Consider the following 17,409-nt stretch of genomic DNA (forward strand, 5'->3'; position numbering starts at 1 on the left):
GACAGAAAATACTCTTGCAAATAAATTCCTCAGCGAACCTTCAGCCCGTGAGTATTGCAAAGATGAAATTCGCTCAATTAACGCCTCTGGCTTTACTTTGTACAGTAAGCCTAACTGCCTGCGGTGGCAGTGACTCAAATTCAAAGTCACCAACAACCACGCTGCCTCCCAAATCAGCTCCAACATTGAAAACCGTGACGATCCCTAGCGTCGTTTCCAAAAAGTTTCCAGCCAAGCTGCAAGTGGCTGCTGATGCTGGCTTTACCCACTACCTTGAAGTCTCCCTTTCGCAAGACGGGAACAATGCGTCGTTCCACATTATCGCGATGGATGACGGGGCGAATGATGAAAAAATATTTCGTGCCGCCAAAATCGTTCAGCACCTACTCACAAACCAGCCAAATTCGAAATATGGTGCCGACAAATCTAGTATCGCAAAGACACTAGCTGAGCGTGATGCAACATTAATGCTGACAGAAAACGACGACCAGAATGACGAAATGCTCACCAAAATTTTCATCAGTGAGTTGCTTCGTCAAGATAAATTGGACGACGCGATTGCAGATTCTGGCTTACCACAATCCTTTGATACCAGCTCATTAGAAAACTTTATTACAACCATGATGGTGCTTAGTGAAGACGACATGGACACGCTTATCGAGTCCATTGCATTAACGTTGATGAGCAGCGGGGATACACCAAACTGGTTGATGAACAGCCAGTCCTTGATGTACCGCGAACTGACGGTTGAAGGCGATTGTCACTACATGAGTAACTTTGCCGATTACTGTGCCAATCTGGGTGAACATGCCGACCGAGATGCCGCTTTTGAAGAGATTCTACATTTGGTCCAAGCGCAAGGCATTGCTCCTAACGCATCGACTTCCTCATTACAAAAAGCCATTCAAGCGCATGCTCTAAGCATTTATAACGACATCCAATCAGGTAAGCCTACGGTGTGGCGCCCAACCCAGAGTGACTGGGAAGATTGGGAGTCTGACGACTTCGATCCAGAACGCGTTAAGCTAACAGGCCCTTCTTACTCTCACGAATATTTTGCTGCTGCTTTTGAAGCTTACATGGGCGTTGCAAAAGCAAACGGGCATGGTTTAGATGGCTACCAAGCGTTAACACGTGAAGAAATGCAAACCCAAGATCCACAAGCGATTGATTGGATTGGCGGTTTGTTCCACGACTACTTGCAATACACCGCAAGCATCGACTCTGCAGGCGTCAAACTCTACACAGAAAAAACAAATCCAGGCACGGTTCCTACCTTCCGCATGGCGCCAAATAAACATGGTTTAGTAGAAGCCTACACCTACAAGTCTCAATGGCTGACAAAAGTGAAGATCGTTGGCGACGACGCGATGAATGTCATCGGTAATGACCAAGACAACACATTTGAAGGCAACCATAAAAACAATAGTATTTATGGTGAGGGAGGCGTCAACACTTACATCGTGCGACACAAACTGGCGGAATGTATCGTTATCAAAGCGAAAAACGTCTCTGTTGAGTGCCCTAATACAGGCATTGACGAGTTGTACGACATTCAGAACATCCAGTTCACCGATCAAACTCTAGACGTAACCAAGCTATAAACAATGAAAAACATGAAGAAACTTACTCTACTCGCTCCCCTATTCCTTGTTGGTTGTGGTGGCCTTGCTGTCATGGATCGTACTGATGCAGTAAAAGCGCAACCAGAAATGTTGGTGAAAACCGACGGCGACTTTTGGGGATTCGGTGCGGATGGCCATTTTGATTTTGCTGGCAAGTACAAAGGCAAATATTCGCGCAGTGCTTCAAACTCAAGTTGGTTCAATCGTATCTCATTCAAAGAAGGGGCAATGGGCGCAGAAGTGACTCGTATAGACAGCGGTGAAACTTGGCTCCTAAACTGCACCGGCGGCGGCATGTCGGTAAACTACATGGGCCTTGATTTTGGTGGCAACGATCCATACACCTGCGACATCACTCAAGATGGTAAGAAAGTCGGTGAGTTTGCTATGGAACCGAAATCTGCGCTGATCGACATCAGCCTTGAGAAAAAAGAAACGGGCGTAGTTCGCATTGGCAATACCCATTTCAATGTAGAAACCGTTCACACGAGCCCTGATTCGATGATGGCGGTAGATATTCCACTGGGTTACAGCTTTAAGCAAGGGACGCAAGAGGTTGCGGCAGTGCAGACGAATGGCACAATCGCAGTGCAAATGTTGCCCGAGCTTAACGATAAGCAAAAAGACGTGGTTGCCATTGGCGCTGTGGCTAGTGCACTGAGCTGGCGTCCTGAAGAGTAAGCGTTAACGCTCCCAAAAATTTCCAAGCCCTCATTTGAGGGCTTTTATTTGCTGGCAGCACTGGTCATCACAAAGACTATTTTTCCAATCGAGCCGCGTATTGTTTGGGAGTTAAGCCGCGATGTTTTTTGAACATACGATTAAAACTCGCGACATTGGTATATCCGAGACGCTCCGCAATTTCCTCTATACTGACATGTTTGATCAATAAACCAGCTGCAACGTTACTTAATACATAGCCAGATACCGTAGAGAAATTAAGTCCTAACTTGTGCAAGCGTCGCTGGAACTGTTGCTCTGAAAGTCCAAGTAAAGATGAGACACGCTCCAATGTCGGCAATCCATAATGACTACTGTAACTTACTACTTCATAAATCACTTTAAGCTCATCTTCCGGATCGGGCATGTTGAGCAAATCATCCAAATCTGAAAAGCTCATCGCTAGACGGCTGTCTTCACGGTGGCTTACTTGACGCGAAGCGAGGCGGTCATCTCCTGGGATCCAGATTTCTGTTTTTGGCTGACTCCACTCAACCTCACAGCCAAAGTACTCTTCGTATGGTTTGCCATTTTTCCTAGAACCAGAAATCATCACACGTAATGGCTTATAATCTTGCCCCAAAAATTCACGCAAAATCTTGGTCATGAATATCGCGCAGCGAATACTGTCATGTACTTTGACCGAAGTCTCCACAAATGGGTTGTGGTAAGTCCATTTGATGATCTTGCCTGATTGCTCACCCGCTAAAAAAGCGCCTGATTGAAGGTTACTTACGCCATAATTCACGCGTCGAATGGTACTAGCGAGATCATTACCTGAGTATAACCAACGTCCGACTGGACCAAGCTTTTGCAGCTCAATGCCACGGCTTAAACCTAACACCACATCTGGGTCATCAGTCAGTTGTTCAATACGTCGATACCACTCCGAAACAGCCTTCAAAGGTATCAATGTCATCGGGTTGTGAAACACTGATGCAGGGATGCCAAGCTCTTCGGAGCTCAAATTATACTTAGATAACGCGAGGTTATGCATATTTAAAATACCCATCGCGCGAATAAATCGAACCGTTTTCATAACCAATCACATCAAATTTAATCTTCTAGTGATTGAATTTGTCACAAACCCTCACCTATTTCAATTCCAGATCACAATACGCCAACAGTTTGATAGAGGAGTGTTTAATGAGTTTACTGAGTGTCCCATTTGTCGGAACAGGCGCAGATACAGCGTTACATGTTGTCGCTGCCGTCGTTTTAATCGCGAGTGTCGCTGGCGCGTGTTACGGCTTTTGGAAAATCCATGAGTTGCCAATTAATAAGGCGCACAGCAAAGACCATCATCAGATAGGGCTCATTACTGCCCTCACCTGGATAGGATTTGTCTGGCACTGGGTATGGGTGCTAGCCGTGATCTTTGCATTCGTTGATATGGAAAAAGCCATCATCAATCTGCGTGATACATGGAAAAGTAAACCGCAAACAGAAACACAGCCACAAGAGGAGGCATAATGTTAGAAGGTTTAGCGGTATGGGCACTCTTCATCTATCTGCTCCGTTTAGTCGGCATGCCTTGGAACAAAGCAACCAAATCGTTCGCTTACCTAGGCGGCTTGGGTTGGTTAATGTTCGTCTGGGTAGGCCTCATCAACTTCACGCCGATGGATCTATCCGGCGGCTCAGTGGTGCAGTCACCACACATCCAGTTGCGTCCGGATTCAACCAATGTGAAAGGCAAAGTTGACCATATTTATATCAAGCCGAATCAACAAATTGAAAAAGGTCAGCTCATTTACGAACTCGACCCAACGCAATATGAGATCGCATTGAACCAAGCAAATGTGTCGGCAGATTCTGCTCGAGTAGCACTGGCAACAGCACAAGGTGATATCGAGATTGAAGAAGCAAACCATCAAGCACTGGTGCAAGATCTAGAAACATCAAAAAGCCAATTGGAAGCGGCGAAAGTTGACTATAAATTGCAGAAAAAGATGCTGGATCGTTACGTTGAACAAAACCGCGTGGTCCAAAACACCATTACGGCAAGCGACATCGACAAACAATCGAGTGCGGTTGATATGGCACGCCACAACGTGTTAACTCTTGAATCTCAAATCAAGAAGAAACAAGTCGATATCTCACGTGCAAAACTGGCGATTCATAAAGCTGAGCTCGCGGTTGAAACGAAACAGGCTGAACTGCGCCAAGCAGAAGAGCAAATTGCAAAAGCACAATGGGATTTGAACAGCACCAAAGTGCACGCACCAGCAGATGGCTTTGTGACCAACTTTATCCTGCGTGAAGGTCAGCGTGTATCGATGATGCCGCGTATCAACATGTACACTAACGAGAAGTACGTTCTGATGCGAGTGAACCACCAAGCGATTCGTAACATCAAACCAGGTCAACCTGCGGAATTCTCTTCTTCGGTTTACCCTGGCAAGATCTTCTCTGCAACAGTAGAGGGCATTGTTGAAGCGACCGGCGAATCACAAGGCAACCTACTTGGTCTGGATGATTCCGTTCGCGCTACAACCGGTAAGAACTTGCAGAACAAACACCACTTTGTTCGCCTTAAGATTGATGAGCCAGAAGGCTACGATATCCCTGTCGGCTCAGTTGGCCTAGCATGGGTCAGCGGCGAGAAACCAATTGGTTTCCTAGCGTTCTTGGATGTGATTCGTGGCATCATCATCCGAATGAAGTCGCAACTGTACTTCTTCTACTCTATCTAAACTCCCAAACCGCCGGTTCCGCTGGCGGTTTTCTTTTCATTTGTATCCAAGCACGTAGTTTTCCCGTATAACAAATAGTTAGTAAATAACGGAGAAAATTCATGTCGGCAAAGGAAAGAAGCCTACCCACCCATCGCATCTCAAGATTCAGCAAGTTCGCTTCCCTTGCAACCCGAGTCGCAGGCAATGTGATTGCTGAAGGCACCAAACAAATCGCTAAAGGCAATAAACCCAAAGCGAAAGACCTGTTACTAACGCCGCAAAACATTGCGCGTTTAACAGACCAACTGGCCCACTTGCGGGGTGCAGCGATGAAGCTTGGTCAAATGCTCTCTATGGATGCTGGCGATGTTTTGGAACCAGAACTCGCTGATATTCTCTCGCGACTTCGCTCAAACGCAGATCCTATGCCAGCAAAACAACTCAACGGAGTAATGGAAAACGCGCTAGGAACGAATTGGAAAACTGAGTTCCTCTCCTTTAACTTCAAGCCAATAGCCAGCGCTTCCATTGGTCAAGTTCACCAGGCCTACAGTGATGCAGGTGATAACCTCGCGGTGAAAGTGCAGTATCCGGGAGTAAGGAAAAGTATCGACAGTGACGTCGATAACGTGGGGACTCTGCTCAAAGTCGTTGGCTTGATTCCCGAATCTGTTGATTACAAAGGACTATTGGAAGAAGCTAAAAAGCAACTGCATGATGAAGCTGATTACGCACGAGAAGCGCACTTTGCCATTCGTTATCATGACGCTTTGAAGGATCACCCTCATTTTGTCGTGCCGAAAATCCACACCGAGAGCTCTTCCGACGCCGTGCTCGCAATGGAATTTATTGACGGTAGTCCGATTGAACAAATCGAGCATTATGACCAAAACACACGCGACTTTGTAATGCACAGTTTACTCGAATTGCTGTTCCGGGAGCTGTTCGAATTTAAAATGGTCCAAACCGACCCCAACTTTGCCAACTACTTGTATATCGAGAACACCCGTCAAATCGGCTTGTTAGATTTCGGCGCGACTCGCGAATACAGCGAACAATTTAGCACTGGTTATCGCCAAGCTTTTGCATCGGTTGTCAACGACGACGAGCAAGGCTTGAACAATGCGCTTGAGCAGATTGGATTTTTCAGCAAGACCATTATGCCTGCACAGCGCCAAGCGATTCTTGATCTCGTCAAAATGGCGTGTGAACCTATGCTGGTTGATGAGCCTTATGACTTCAAAGCCAGTGGCTTAGCTCAGAAACTCCGCGAGGCCGGCACCATTTTAAGCATGGAACAAGACTACTGGCACACGCCACCAGCAGATGCCCTATTCCTGCACAGAAAAATAGGCGGAATGTACTTGCTGGCAGCTCGCATTGGTGCAAAAGTGAACATTCGCCAATTGGTCTCACCGTACCTACAGATTATTGACGAATAGACTATTGTTTTTCTGCCACTTTCGAGTACCTTGAGCAGCTGCCTATAAGAATAATCTGACTGTCGGGGTGCTCGGTGAGTAAGTTTCAAGACCTCTCCACTCTAATCGAACAAATTGTCCAAGCAGACGAAGCGGATCAAGTTACCGCTTTGAATGATTCTATCGAATGTGGTCTCGAACCCGGTGCCGTGGCACTGATACTCGAGGCTTTCCCGATCGATGAACGTGTACGCTTGTGGCGCGCATTACCTATGGAATTGCACATCGATGTGCTGACTGAAATGCGTGCTGAAGTACGTCTTTCCATCATCGAAGCACTTTCTGAAGTTGAGCTGAAGCTGACCTTAGCCAAGCTGGATAACTTATCGCTGATTGAATGGGCTGACTCGCTTCCTGAAGAGTTCATTAATGAAGCGTTAGAGCTGATTGAGAAAGATGAACTCGATCTCTACGACCAAGCAAACGAATATGAAGACGAAGAACTCGGTCGATGGGCTGAACGAAAGATCATCACTCTCCCTTTTAATATTACCGTTGGTAAAGCTCGACGCTTGATGGAGCGTTACAGTTACGATACACCGCAGCAAGTGTATCTGATCAACCGTAAAAAGCAGTTTCGTGGCGCAGTGAACTATTATGAAATCTTACGTAGTGAAGCGGACGTTCGTCTCAAAACCCTAGCGATTGAAACCGTCACCGTACTCGACAGTAAAATGGAACTGTCTGAAGCCGTAGAAGCACTTGAGCACAGCCCTCTCCCTGCTTTGCCAGTTACGGATGCAGATCAAACCTTGATCGGTGAAGTGGATTGGCAATTCGCACTCAGCACTCAACGTGAAATCTACGAAGCACGTTTGATGGCTGGTACGGGTATGGATGAAGGCGATGACTTGTTCGCGCCAATTCTAAAGAGTTCACAAAAGCGTGGCGTTTGGTTGGGCATTAACTTGCTGACTGCAATTCTAGCATCGGTGACGATTGGCTTGTTTGAAGATGTGATTTCACAAGTGGTCGCTCTTGCTGTTCTGATGCCGATTGTGGCTTCTATGGGGGGTATTGCAGGTAGCCAAACACTGACGCTGATGGTTCGTGCTATGGCATTAAACCAAATTACCCCTGGTAACCGTTTTGCCCTACTCAAAAATGAATTGGGTATCGGCTCTCTTAACGCTTTGCTTTGGGCGCTGATCATCGGTGGTTTAGCAGGGCTTTGGTTCCAATCTCCGGTATTGGGCGGCACCATCGCACTCGCGATCATCGTCAATATTGTTACCGCGGCCTTATTTGGTGTGCTGATCCCAATTGTTCTTGATAAGCTCAAACTCGATCCAGCACTTGCGGGCTCGGTGATTCTGACTACGGTAACTGATGTCGTTGGCTTCTTTGCTTTCTTGGGCACGGCGAGCTTAGTAATGTTGTAAAAAGAATCGCTCTAGTTAATTAATTCATCATTAGCATTATAATTACAAATTGCAAACCGCATTTGCAATTTGCAACTCACAGCAAATTTTAGGCAACCTTTATCACAGAAACCGTGTTTTTTCGGTGGTTTTAAAGTTGGCACACTAACTGCATTGTCTAATGTGACCCTTCTTAAGCCGAGGGTCACCTAGCCAACTGACGTTGTTAGTGAACTCGAATTTGTTCACAAATATATAAGCCAATCGCACAAATTGCGGTTGGCTATTTTTTTATCTGGCCCCTTCAAATTCCTTCTCCACATCCTTACTCCCTGTTGAACTAATTTTATTCACTCAATTTACAATCGATTACATGCGATATTTTCTTAAGTTATCTACAACAAATAGCCATCTAAGAAAAATTGAACAGCATAAACACCAAAATAACCATTAAATAAATGACTTTGCGTTCAACTTATGAACAATCGTTACTATCAAGCTCAAAAAAACGTTTGCTAAGCATTATGAAAATCCATTGAATCGCTATTTTATAAACAAACCACAAAAATATGACGAGATAAAAGAAAGCCACCAATGATACCGATTTCATTACACATTACTGGTCAGATTAGCCGTCAAGTTCTAAACTTTTTTATTTTTCTTAAAAGCTATAACCACATGTTTTTAAAGGATTATAAAAAGACAAATCTATAGGTAAACGTTTAAGTGACAAAAAACTCATTGACTATGAGAGTTACATCACCATAATACGCGCCGTTTGCCCAGAAATTGGGATCTACAATTTGTTTTAATTTTTCTTTGCGGAGGTAAAAATGGCTGCGGACAACAACTACAGTCTTGGACCGGTTCCTAACACTGCCAGAAAAGGCGTGGCATCATTAACCATGGTTATGTTGGGACTCACTTTCTTCTCCGCAAGTATGTGGACGGGCGGCTCGCTCGGTACTGGCCTTTCTTTTGATGATTTCTTCCTCGCTGTTCTCATTGGTAACCTAATCCTCGGCATCTACACTTCTTTTCTTGGTTACATCGGCGCTTCTACTGGTCTCTCTACTCACCTCCTTGCTCGTTTCTCTTTTGGCTCTAAAGGCTCTTGGCTTCCTTCCGCTCTTCTTGGCGGCACACAAGTTGGTTGGTTTGGTGTTGGCGTGGCGATGTTTGCTATTCCAGTAAACAAAGCGACAGGCATCGATACAAACACGCTTATCATCATTTCTGGTCTATTAATGACTGCGACGGTTTACTTCGGTATCTCTGCGCTTATGGTGCTATCTGCGATTGCAGTTCCAGCAATTGCGTTACTCGGCGGATACTCGGTAGTAGAAGCGGTAAACAGCGTGGGTGGTGTGGCTGAACTACAAAAAGTACAACCAGCACAACCTATCGACTTTTCAGTGGCACTAGCAATGGTCGTTGGCTCATTCGTCAGCGCGGGTACCCTGACTGCGGACTTCGTACGATTCGGCAAAAAGCCCAAAGGGGCAGTAATGGTCACTATGGTGGCGTTCTTTATCGGTAACTCACTGATGTTCATCTTCGGCGCAGCAGGCGCTGCGGTAACTGGCCAATCAGACATTTCAGAAGTGATGATCGCTCAAGGTCTTCTGATCCCAGCTATCATCGTGCTTGGTTTGAACATTTGGACAACAAACGACAATGCGCTTTACGCATCGGGCCTAGGTTTCTCAAACATCACTGGTTTGCCAAGCAAATACATCTCTATGGCGAACGGTTTAGTCGGTACATTGTGTGCACTATGGTTGTACAATAACTTTGTAGGCTGGCTAACCTTCCTATCGCTTGCAATTCCACCAATTGGCGGTGTAATCATTGCGGACTTCTTCATGAACCGTAAGCGTTACACAAATTTCGCAGCAGCAGAGTTCCAAACGGTTAACTGGGCTGGCATTATCGCAGTGGCGATTGGTGTTGCAGCTGGTCACTTCCTTCCGGGAGTGGTACCTGTAAACGCAGTACTGGGCGGCACAATCAGCTACCTGATTCTAAATCCTATTCTTAATAAAAAGACACTGGCACAGCAGCCAGCGTAAGGAACCATCATGACAACACTATTGATCAAGAACGCAACGCTTAAGGGACAGGAAGGTCTCCAGCAAATTTTGATTGAGGATGGTCAATTCAAGCGTATTGAAGACAATAATGTAGAACTAAATTACACAGGTGATGTTCTTGATGCGGAGGGCGGCATGGCTGTCGCACCTTTCTGTGAGCCGCATATTCACCTAGACACTACCCAAACCGCCGGTGAGCCGAACTGGAACATCTCCGGTACACTTTTCGAAGGCATCGAGCGTTGGGCTGAGCGCAAAGAGACGCTGTCGATTGAAGACGTGAAATCACGCGCTAAGCAAACGCTCAAGTGGCAGATTGCAAACGGCGTACAACACGTTCGTACCCACGTTGACGTTTCTGACCCTACCCTTATTGCTCTAAAAGCAATGGTAGAAGTTCGTGAAGAAATGAAAGAGTGGGTAGACATTCAAATCGTTGCGTTTCCGCAAGAAGGCATTCTGTCTTACCCGAATGGTAAAGAGCTGCTAGAAGAGGCGGTTCAGCTGGGTGCTGACGTTATTGGTGCAATCCCTCACTTTGAATTCACTCGTGAGTACGGCATCGAGTCTCTGCACTACGTTTTCGAGCTGGCGCAAAAATACGACCGTTTGATCGACGTGCACTGTGATGAGATCGATGACGAGCAATCACGCTTTGTTGAAACGCTTGCAGCACTAGCGCACAAGTTCAACATGGGTCACAAGGTAACTGCAAGCCATACAACGGCTATGGGCTCTTACAATGGTGCTTACGCATCTCGCCTATTCCGTTTGCTGCGCATGTCTGGTATCAACTTCGTTGCAAACCCATTGGTCAACATCCACCTTCAAGGCCGTTTTGATGATTATCCTAAACGCCGTGGTGTGACTCGCGTAAAAGAAATGCTGAATGCAAACATCAACGTATGTTTTGGTCACGATGATGTATTTGACCCTTGGTATCCACTAGGTACTGCAAACATGCTACAAGTACTGCATATGGGTCTGCATGTGTGTCAGGTGATGGGTTACGATCAAATCAACAACTCGCTTGATCTGATCAGCACCAATTCAGCACGCACACTGAACATTCAAGACAAGCACGGCATTGAAGCAGGTAAGCCAGGTAGCTTATTGATTCTTCCTGCGGAAAATGGTTTTGATGCAGTTCGTCGTCAGGTGCCAGTTCGTTACTCTGTTCGTCACGGTAAAGTGATTGCAGAAACACAACCAGCGACAACACACATTCACCTTGGTGAACAAGAGCAAGTGACCTATAAACGCTAATCACTGAGCTTCAAGCACAAAAAAGGGTCTGACTTACATCAGACCCTTTTTTTATTTTTTCAAGCGCTGCGTTAGCTGTCTACGGCAACTAATGACATTCCTAAGCAACGAGGGAGTATTGCCTAAGTAAACAACCTTGCCATCTTCATCGATGATCGCAGGCACAACCTTTAAGCCTTTCATGTCTGCGCCGTATTCCACCAACTTACGCTCTAGCTCATATAAATCCTGCATGCTTCGGACTCAATTTATAATTATTTAATTTCGCGTGAATGCTATCCCTCTGAAGGGGGAATAATATTGATCTACATCACAAAATGTTGATCCAACTTATGCTTACTCAAAGTTGAGACACAGACATGGGCCGTTTGCGATACGTAAGGCGAGGAATAACCCCTATTTGTGAAACGCCTTCAAAGAAAGCTTCACAATACAGACAATTTTCGTAATAAATATTTGCACTGACTCTCAACAAATACTAAAGTTAGGAGGTTGGTTGAGCTTTTAAATAAAAAGCTTCAAATCGCCCAAACTCAGATTTACCACTAACAACGTCAAAATTAGTGCTTATAAAATAAAAAAAAGAAACAAAAAACAGGGTCAACAGCAATGTTGACCCTTTTCTTTACCTATCCACAACCGAGCTCCACACAGAAAGCATGAGCCTTTCAGTAAATAAAAGAACCTACTGATAACTGCTGGTTATCAGCGAGATAAGTGGATTCCTAATCAAACAGCGTTCAATAATAGCTCCGAACCAAACATCTCGGAGTAAACACATGAACCCTTTCAACAAAACAACATTGGTCGCAGCGCTATCTCTTCCCCTACTTGCAGGATGCGTGACTCCGGGAGAAGACGACCCAAATGCGTTAACAAAACAAGGCGCCGCTGGTGGCGCGCTACTGGGCCTTACTATGGGGGCTCTAACGGGTGATGCTGACTTAGCTCTAAAGGGAGCGATTGCCGGTGGTGTCACTGGTGGTGTAGCAGGTGCGAGCGCTGACATTCACAACAACCGTGAAAATATCCGACACGACAGCCGTAACGAAGCGATCGGCGGTATCAACGGAGGTCAGAACACCACAGCAACCAATGCCCCTCAGCAATGGCAAGAAATTGATAACTTTGTGGGTAATTGGAACGTTAATATTCAAAACCACAATCGCGATTTCAAAGGCTTAGACGGTTTGCAAGCGCACGGTTCTTTGGCAAAAACAACAGAAGCGCATGTAAAGGTAACTAACTCACAAGGCGTTGATCTGAATGCTGCGTTCACGTTCGATCCACAAGCGGGCTACCAACTGACGCTGACCAATGAAGCAAAAGATGTATCGGTTGCTTTTGCTGGTGAACAACAATCACAAAACCACCGCTACAACTTCTACCCGATGAACATTAACGACGTCATTTACCAAGGTATTCCTACCGGGGATGTTCGTGTAGAGCTTGGGTTCGCAGGACCAAACGTTTGGACAATCGATAGCTACGCATACATCGACGGAGCAGAACAAAAAGTACAAACATTCCGTTTCACCCGAACTCAATAAAACGACGAGACTTTCTCGTAGCGTCTCAATAACAACGTCTCGTTTGGCAATTTAATAAAGGCTTAGGCATAATCTGTCTAAGTCTTTATTTTTTCAATATTATTATGCCTCAACTCAATAAGTCAGACCTCAGCAAATTTGAACCTCAGTTCCTTCAATTTATGCAGCAAGAAATGCAAACCGACGCGGCCCACGACCTGAGCCACGTCCGCCGCGTAGTGAAAACGGCTCGCCAGCTAGCAGAACAAGAAGGTGCGGATTTAGCCGTTGTCCTGCCCGCAGCCTATCTGCACGATTGCTTCACTTATCCGAAAGACCACCCAAATCGCAAACAAAGCTCCACGATTGCAGCTACCAAAGCGATTTCGTTTCTAGAAAGCATCAACTACCCTGCTCAGTACCATGATGCCATCGCCCACGCGATCGAATCCCACAGTTTTAGTGCCAACATTACGCCAAATACTTTAGAAGCTCAGGTTGTCCAAGATGCCGATCGTTTAGATGCGCTTGGCGCAATTGGTGTGACACGGTGCATTCAAGTTAGCACGTTATTTGATGCCGCCTTGTATAACGAACAGGACATGTTTGCAGAGCATCGAGAATTGGAAGATAAACGCTTTACCATCGATCATTTCCAAACCAAACTGTTTAAAATTGTCGAGACAATGAACACCAAAGCAGCGTATGAAGAAGGTCGGAAACGTAAAGCATTTATGGAGTCTTACCTAGAACAGCTACGCCAAGAAGTAGAAGGTTAATATGTCGGAAAGCCACGACCTAATTAAAGAGCTCAAACGCCAGCTCAAGCTGTCTGGTTTGCATTATGTCGATGTCGCACAGCATTTGGAGTTAAGCGAGGGCTCTGTAAAGCGCTTATTGGCAGAAGGCAGTCAAATTAGCCTCGATCGATTGGAGCGTATCTGTCAACTCATTGGTTTGGAGATGGCTGAGCTATTTAAGCTGGCTGCGGCACACAACAAAGGACTTGAGTCACTAACATTAGCGCAAGAAAAGCAACTGGTCGATGATAAGGGCCTACTGCTTGTCGCTGTCTGTGTAGTCAATGGCTATCGCTTCGAACAGATCATTGAACAGTACACCTTTGATGAGTTAGAGCTGATACAAAAGCTCGCCCAACTCGACCGCCTCAATATTATTGACCTGCTACCTGGCAATAAGATTCGCCTGCGTATTTCCCCGACTTTTCGTTGGCATACCGGCGGCCCTATTCAGCGTTTCTTCCAACAACAAGTTCAAGAGGCTTTCTTCCAAAGCTATTTCTCTGCTGAAGATGAAAAGCTGGTGATGGCAACGGGCTTAATGAGCTTGCCAACTAACAAGAAGATGCAGCAAAAGTTACAAAAGGTCATTGATGAATTTTATCAGGTCTGCCAAAGCGATGACTCATTGGACATGAAAGAGAAGCACGGTACCTCTCTGGTGATAGCGATGCGTCGTTGGACATTCCCGCTGTTTAACCCTTGGGAACGCAAATAGGAAAAATTGATGCTCGATAAACTCAAAAGCCTATCGGTCAAGGCAAGACCTATTCTCCCTTCGTTCGTACTCATTGCGTTTGTTGGTTTTGCGGTGTTCATTGCCACGCTCTTGCAACTTTCTGATGTAGTTAAAGAGTCTCATCTTATTCCGAGTGGCGTAACTGCGTTGTGGGCGCTTGCCGCTTGGGTGATGATCTCGAGCTTTCAGCATGTTCCTGAACTTACGCCAAACCTCGGATTCTTCAAGCGAATGAAAGCTCGCTTTGTCCGCCTATTCTTTTATTTGGTGACATTAGGCTTTATTGGACTCTCTGGTTTTATTCTATTTGTCACATTGCGAATGCTAAGCGTCTGGTTCCGACACTAAGCTCATCTCGTAACGTATAAAAGCACCTATCCGTTCAATATCACAAGTTAATGAAACCAAAAGTATCGCAAAGTGTTACTTTTGGTTTCTCATAACGTAACTCTTTTCTTTACGCTGGTTTCCTAAAGCTCAGCTATTAAAGTGCTCCCATCTCAACGCGATTTTGCCCCTACGGAGCCAGCATGTTTCTTAATAAACGATTCTTCCCCTATTTCGTTACTCAGTGCCTTGGTGCACTGAACGACAATATCTACAAAAATGTTCTCTTGTTGATGGTGACCTACAGCCAAATTGATTCACTACCAATGTCAGTTGACCTTTTTGTTAACCTTGCTGCTGGCTTGTTTATTCTTCCATTTTTTCTGTTTTCTGCCCACGCCGGTGCGATTGCCGACAACATGGATAAAGCCAAGTTAATCCGCCGCTTAAAACTTATTGAATTGGTGATCATGAGTTTTGCTGCGACGGCTATCATGACGCAGAGTGCTATCCTGATGCTGATTTTACTCTTCCTGACTGGCATACAGTCGGCTTACTTCGGCCCTGTGAAATACGCTCTACTTCCTCAAGCGCTAAAATCGGATGAACTAGTGAAAGGTAATGCTTGGGTTGAGATTGGGACTTTCCTCTCTATCCTGATTGGTACATTAAGCGCAGGTATTCTGCTTGCGGTTCCAAACGGCATGATTATCGCCTCTTGCATTGTGATTACGCTTTCACTTTTGGGCTTTTTAAGCAGCGCTAACGTCCCTGCTCTGCCAAGTAAGAAAAGTGACAAAGTAAAATTCGAACCTATTACTGGTTTGAAGAAAACACTCAAACTGGCACAAAAACAACGCAGTATTTGGATGTCTATTCTCGCGATCAGTTGGTTCTGGTTTATGGGTGCGACTTACCTAACTCAATTCCCGAACTTCGCTCGCGAACACCTATTTGCAGATAGCACTGTGGTTTCTCTGCTGTTAGCTCTATTCTCAGTTGGAATCGCGACAGGTTCATGGTTGTGTGAAAAGCTGTCTTTCAATCAAGTTGAACTGGGTATTCTACCATTTGGTATTTTGGGCTTAACGATTTTCAGTGCCGACCTTTTATGGGCAGTACCTGCAATCGAATCTTTCCCAAGTCAGTATTACGATGTACAAAGCTTTGTTACTCAATCTTCGCATATTAGGGTGATGATCGACTTGTTCTTGGTAGGTGTGAGCGGAGGCGTATTTATTGTTCCCCTTTATGCGTTTATCCAGTCGCGTTCAGAAGAAGGCGAATGTGCTCAATCTATTGCGGCAAACAACATCATGAACGCACTGTTTATGGTCGCTTCCGCTGCTGTTTCTATCTTGGTGTTAAGTGTTTTAGAGTTCTCTATTGTTGAGCTATTTGCGATTTTGGCCGTCGGTAACTTCGTCGTGGCCATCTACGTTTACCGTCAAGTACCTGAGTTTACTCAGCGCTTTATTAGCTACTTGCTAAGCCACTGTCTGTACCGAGTTTCGGTAACCGGTCGTCAGCATATCCCGGAGCAAGGCGCTGCCCTGATTGTGGCAAACCATGTAAGCTATGTGGACGCTTTGATTCTAATGGGTACATCAACCCGCCCTGTTCGATTCGTGATGGACAAGTCAATCAGTGAGCTGCCGGTTCTTAAACACGTTTTTCGTCATGCTGGCGTTATCCCAATCTGCTCTCCACGCAAATGTGCAGAGACTTACAAAAGAGCTTTCGAACAGATTGAGCAAGCTCTTAATAACGATGAAGTAGTTTGTATCTTCCCTGAAGGTCGTTTGACCTCAAATGGTGAACTAGGCGAGTTCAGACCCGGTGTTGAGAAGATTTTAAAGCGAACACCTGTACCCGTGATTCCAATGGCGTTGAAGGGCTTATGGGGCTCTTTCTTCAGCCACAAAAATGGACACGCGTTAACTAAGCGCCCGACTCGCTTTTTGTCTCGTATCGAAGTCAATATTGGTGAGCTATTACAACCAACCATGTTAGATCGCCATTTGTTACAAAAAGAAGTGCAAGATTTGCTAATTCGCTGACAGTAGTCTGGCGGAGAATTTAGTAGGATAAAATCAACGTCATAAATCTAGGAGGTATTATGAAAATCATCATCTTACATGGTCTTTATATGCATGGACTGGTCATGCAGCCTCTTAGCCAAAAGCTGAGAAAGCTAGGCTACGAGACCCAAGTATTGAGTTACAACACGGTTTCGATTAACGAAGAATCACTGTTCGGCTCGATCGACAAAGCGCTTAACCCACTGACTGCAAATGTGTTGGTGGGTCATAGCCTAGGTGGCTTGATGATTAAACGATACCTTGCAAGCAGAAAACCATCGTCAAATCTGGTGTCCCACGTTGTGGCAATTGGCTCACCATTGAAAGGGGCATCTATCGTCACTCGCATTCAAGATTTAGGTTTCGGTGCGATGCTTGGTAATTCTCCCTATCATGGTCTTAATAAGCACGAGGATGTTTGGACTTTCCCGCAAAAACTCGGCAGCATCGCGGGAACGATGGCGATTGGTGCAAGGCCGATTCTAATGCGCAGAGACAACACCATGTCTGACGGAACGGTGACTGTAGACGAAACACGCTTAGAAGGCATGCAAGATCATATAGAGACGAAACAAACTCACACTAGCCTTATCTACAGCACCTATGTACCAACGCAGATCGATCACTTCATCAAAACTGATCACTTCAGCAGATAGCGCACTTTTCAATCAAGTAGTTGCAATCTACTTTTCAAGCCAAGGCGTTCGCA

General features: G+C 45.5%; 16 protein-coding genes. 14 read left to right on the top strand and 2 right to left on the bottom strand.

All coding sequences use genetic code 11. The features are described from left to right. The first annotated feature begins 62 nt into the window (after nt 1–62). Both KIO97_RS15040 and KIO97_RS15045 read left to right on the top strand, forming a co-directional pair. Nucleotides 63–1,604 (top strand): hypothetical protein, encoded by a 1,542-nt coding sequence (locus KIO97_RS15040; RefSeq protein ID WP_285383243.1) that lies wholly within the window; start codon nt 63–65, stop codon nt 1,602–1,604. Nucleotides 1,605–1,616: 12 nt separating this feature from the next. Then, nucleotides 1,617–2,306, top strand: coding sequence for a hypothetical protein (locus KIO97_RS15045; RefSeq protein ID WP_285383245.1), 690 nt, complete (start codon nt 1,617–1,619; stop codon nt 2,304–2,306). Nucleotides 2,307–2,382: 76 nt separating this feature from the next. On the opposite strand, the gene KIO97_RS15050 is transcribed toward KIO97_RS15045, so the two are convergent. Continuing rightward, nucleotides 2,383–3,384: an AraC family transcriptional regulator gene (locus KIO97_RS15050; protein WP_285383246.1), complete on the bottom strand. Its 1,002-nt coding sequence runs from the start codon at nt 3,382–3,384 to the stop codon at nt 2,383–2,385. A 107-nt stretch (nt 3,385–3,491) separates the two neighbouring features. On the opposite strand from KIO97_RS15050, the gene KIO97_RS15055 reads away from it, so the two are divergent. The 6 genes from KIO97_RS15055 (at nt 3,492) to KIO97_RS15080 (ending at nt 11,224) form a co-directional block, all read left to right on the top strand. After that, on the top strand, nt 3,492–3,818 hold the full coding sequence (locus tag KIO97_RS15055) for an MFS transporter (protein WP_005433326.1): 327 nt from the start codon (nt 3,492–3,494) through the stop codon (nt 3,816–3,818). Continuing rightward, nucleotides 3,818–5,041, top strand: coding sequence for an HlyD family secretion protein (locus tag KIO97_RS15060; protein ID WP_005433300.1), 1,224 nt, complete (start codon nt 3,818–3,820; stop codon nt 5,039–5,041). Before KIO97_RS15055 ends, KIO97_RS15060 begins: the two co-directional genes overlap by 1 nt. A 101-nt stretch (nt 5,042–5,142) precedes the next feature. Beyond that, complete coding sequence (locus tag KIO97_RS15065) at nt 5,143–6,465, top strand: AarF/ABC1/UbiB kinase family protein (protein WP_285383249.1); 1,323 nt, start codon at nt 5,143–5,145, stop codon at nt 6,463–6,465. Nucleotides 6,466–6,539: 74 nt separating this feature from the next. Beyond that, nucleotides 6,540–7,886, top strand: a complete 1,347-nt coding sequence (locus tag KIO97_RS15070; RefSeq protein WP_285383251.1) for a magnesium transporter — start codon at nt 6,540–6,542, stop codon at nt 7,884–7,886. Between the two features lie 812 nt (nt 7,887–8,698). Beyond that, a complete protein-coding gene (codB, locus tag KIO97_RS15075; RefSeq protein ID WP_005433460.1) occupies nt 8,699–9,937 on the top strand; it encodes a cytosine permease in 1,239 nt (412 codons plus the stop codon). 9 nt (nt 9,938–9,946) lie between these two features. Further along, complete coding sequence (locus KIO97_RS15080; RefSeq protein ID WP_038889059.1) at nt 9,947–11,224, top strand: cytosine deaminase; 1,278 nt, start codon at nt 9,947–9,949, stop codon at nt 11,222–11,224. A gap of 51 nt (nt 11,225–11,275) precedes the next feature. Here the strand turns inward: KIO97_RS15080 and KIO97_RS15085 are convergent, their stop codons facing one another. Then, nucleotides 11,276–11,458: a hypothetical protein gene (locus KIO97_RS15085; protein WP_005433443.1), complete on the bottom strand. Its 183-nt coding sequence runs from the start codon at nt 11,456–11,458 to the stop codon at nt 11,276–11,278. A gap of 545 nt (nt 11,459–12,003) precedes the next feature. On the opposite strand from KIO97_RS15085, the gene KIO97_RS15090 reads away from it, so the two are divergent. The 6 genes from KIO97_RS15090 to KIO97_RS15115 all read left to right on the top strand — a co-directional run bounded on the left by KIO97_RS15090 (nt 12,004) and on the right by KIO97_RS15115 (nt 17,356). Then, nucleotides 12,004–12,774, top strand: coding sequence for a hypothetical protein (locus KIO97_RS15090; RefSeq protein ID WP_285383254.1), 771 nt, complete (start codon nt 12,004–12,006; stop codon nt 12,772–12,774). A gap of 104 nt (nt 12,775–12,878) precedes the next feature. Further along, entirely contained in the window at nt 12,879–13,532 is a 654-nt protein-coding gene (locus KIO97_RS15095) for an HD domain-containing protein (protein WP_011999540.1), read from the top strand. A gap of 1 nt (nt 13,533) precedes the next feature. Next, a complete protein-coding gene (locus tag KIO97_RS15100) occupies nt 13,534–14,271 on the top strand; it encodes a helix-turn-helix transcriptional regulator (protein WP_285383257.1) in 738 nt (245 codons plus the stop codon). Between the two features lie 9 nt (nt 14,272–14,280). Continuing rightward, nucleotides 14,281–14,640, top strand: coding sequence for a hypothetical protein (locus KIO97_RS15105; RefSeq protein ID WP_285383259.1), 360 nt, complete (start codon nt 14,281–14,283; stop codon nt 14,638–14,640). Between the two features lie 182 nt (nt 14,641–14,822). After that, nucleotides 14,823–16,679: an MFS transporter gene (locus KIO97_RS15110; RefSeq protein WP_285383261.1), complete on the top strand. Its 1,857-nt coding sequence runs from the start codon at nt 14,823–14,825 to the stop codon at nt 16,677–16,679. A 59-nt stretch (nt 16,680–16,738) separates the two neighbouring features. Further along, nucleotides 16,739–17,356 (top strand): triacylglycerol lipase, encoded by a 618-nt coding sequence (locus tag KIO97_RS15115; RefSeq protein ID WP_285383263.1) that lies wholly within the window; start codon nt 16,739–16,741, stop codon nt 17,354–17,356. Nucleotides 17,357–17,409 lie beyond the last annotated feature (53 nt).

Origin of the sequence: Vibrio sp. B181a (assembly GCF_030248375.1) — a bacterium.
In the GTDB taxonomy this organism is placed as follows: domain Bacteria; phylum Pseudomonadota; class Gammaproteobacteria; order Enterobacterales; family Vibrionaceae; genus Vibrio; species Vibrio campbellii.

Excerpts from the sequence above, each read along its gene's own strand:
- KIO97_RS15065 (WP_285383249.1), top strand. The coding sequence starts at position 5,143 with ATGTCGGCAAAGGAAAGAAGCCTACCCACCCATCGCATCTCAAGATTC.
- KIO97_RS15115 (WP_285383263.1), top strand. The coding sequence starts at position 16,739 with ATGAAAATCATCATCTTACATGGTCTTTATATGCATGGACTGGTCATG.
- KIO97_RS15110 (WP_285383261.1), top strand. The coding sequence starts at position 14,823 with ATGTTTCTTAATAAACGATTCTTCCCCTATTTCGTTACTCAGTGCCTT.
- KIO97_RS15055 (WP_005433326.1), top strand. The coding sequence starts at position 3,492 with ATGAGTTTACTGAGTGTCCCATTTGTCGGAACAGGCGCAGATACAGCG.
- KIO97_RS15105 (WP_285383259.1), top strand. The coding sequence starts at position 14,281 with ATGCTCGATAAACTCAAAAGCCTATCGGTCAAGGCAAGACCTATTCTC.
- KIO97_RS15060 (WP_005433300.1), top strand. The coding sequence starts at position 3,818 with ATGTTAGAAGGTTTAGCGGTATGGGCACTCTTCATCTATCTGCTCCGT.
- KIO97_RS15040 (WP_285383243.1), top strand. The coding sequence starts at position 63 with ATGAAATTCGCTCAATTAACGCCTCTGGCTTTACTTTGTACAGTAAGC.
- KIO97_RS15050 (WP_285383246.1), bottom strand. The coding sequence starts at position 3,384 with ATGAAAACGGTTCGATTTATTCGCGCGATGGGTATTTTAAATATGCAT.
- KIO97_RS15100 (WP_285383257.1), top strand. The coding sequence starts at position 13,534 with ATGTCGGAAAGCCACGACCTAATTAAAGAGCTCAAACGCCAGCTCAAG.
- KIO97_RS15095 (WP_011999540.1), top strand. The coding sequence starts at position 12,879 with ATGCCTCAACTCAATAAGTCAGACCTCAGCAAATTTGAACCTCAGTTC.
- codB (WP_005433460.1), top strand. The coding sequence starts at position 8,699 with ATGGCTGCGGACAACAACTACAGTCTTGGACCGGTTCCTAACACTGCC.
- KIO97_RS15045 (WP_285383245.1), top strand. The coding sequence starts at position 1,617 with ATGAAGAAACTTACTCTACTCGCTCCCCTATTCCTTGTTGGTTGTGGT.
- KIO97_RS15085 (WP_005433443.1), bottom strand. The coding sequence starts at position 11,458 with ATGCAGGATTTATATGAGCTAGAGCGTAAGTTGGTGGAATACGGCGCA.
- KIO97_RS15080 (WP_038889059.1), top strand. The coding sequence starts at position 9,947 with ATGACAACACTATTGATCAAGAACGCAACGCTTAAGGGACAGGAAGGT.
- KIO97_RS15090 (WP_285383254.1), top strand. The coding sequence starts at position 12,004 with ATGAACCCTTTCAACAAAACAACATTGGTCGCAGCGCTATCTCTTCCC.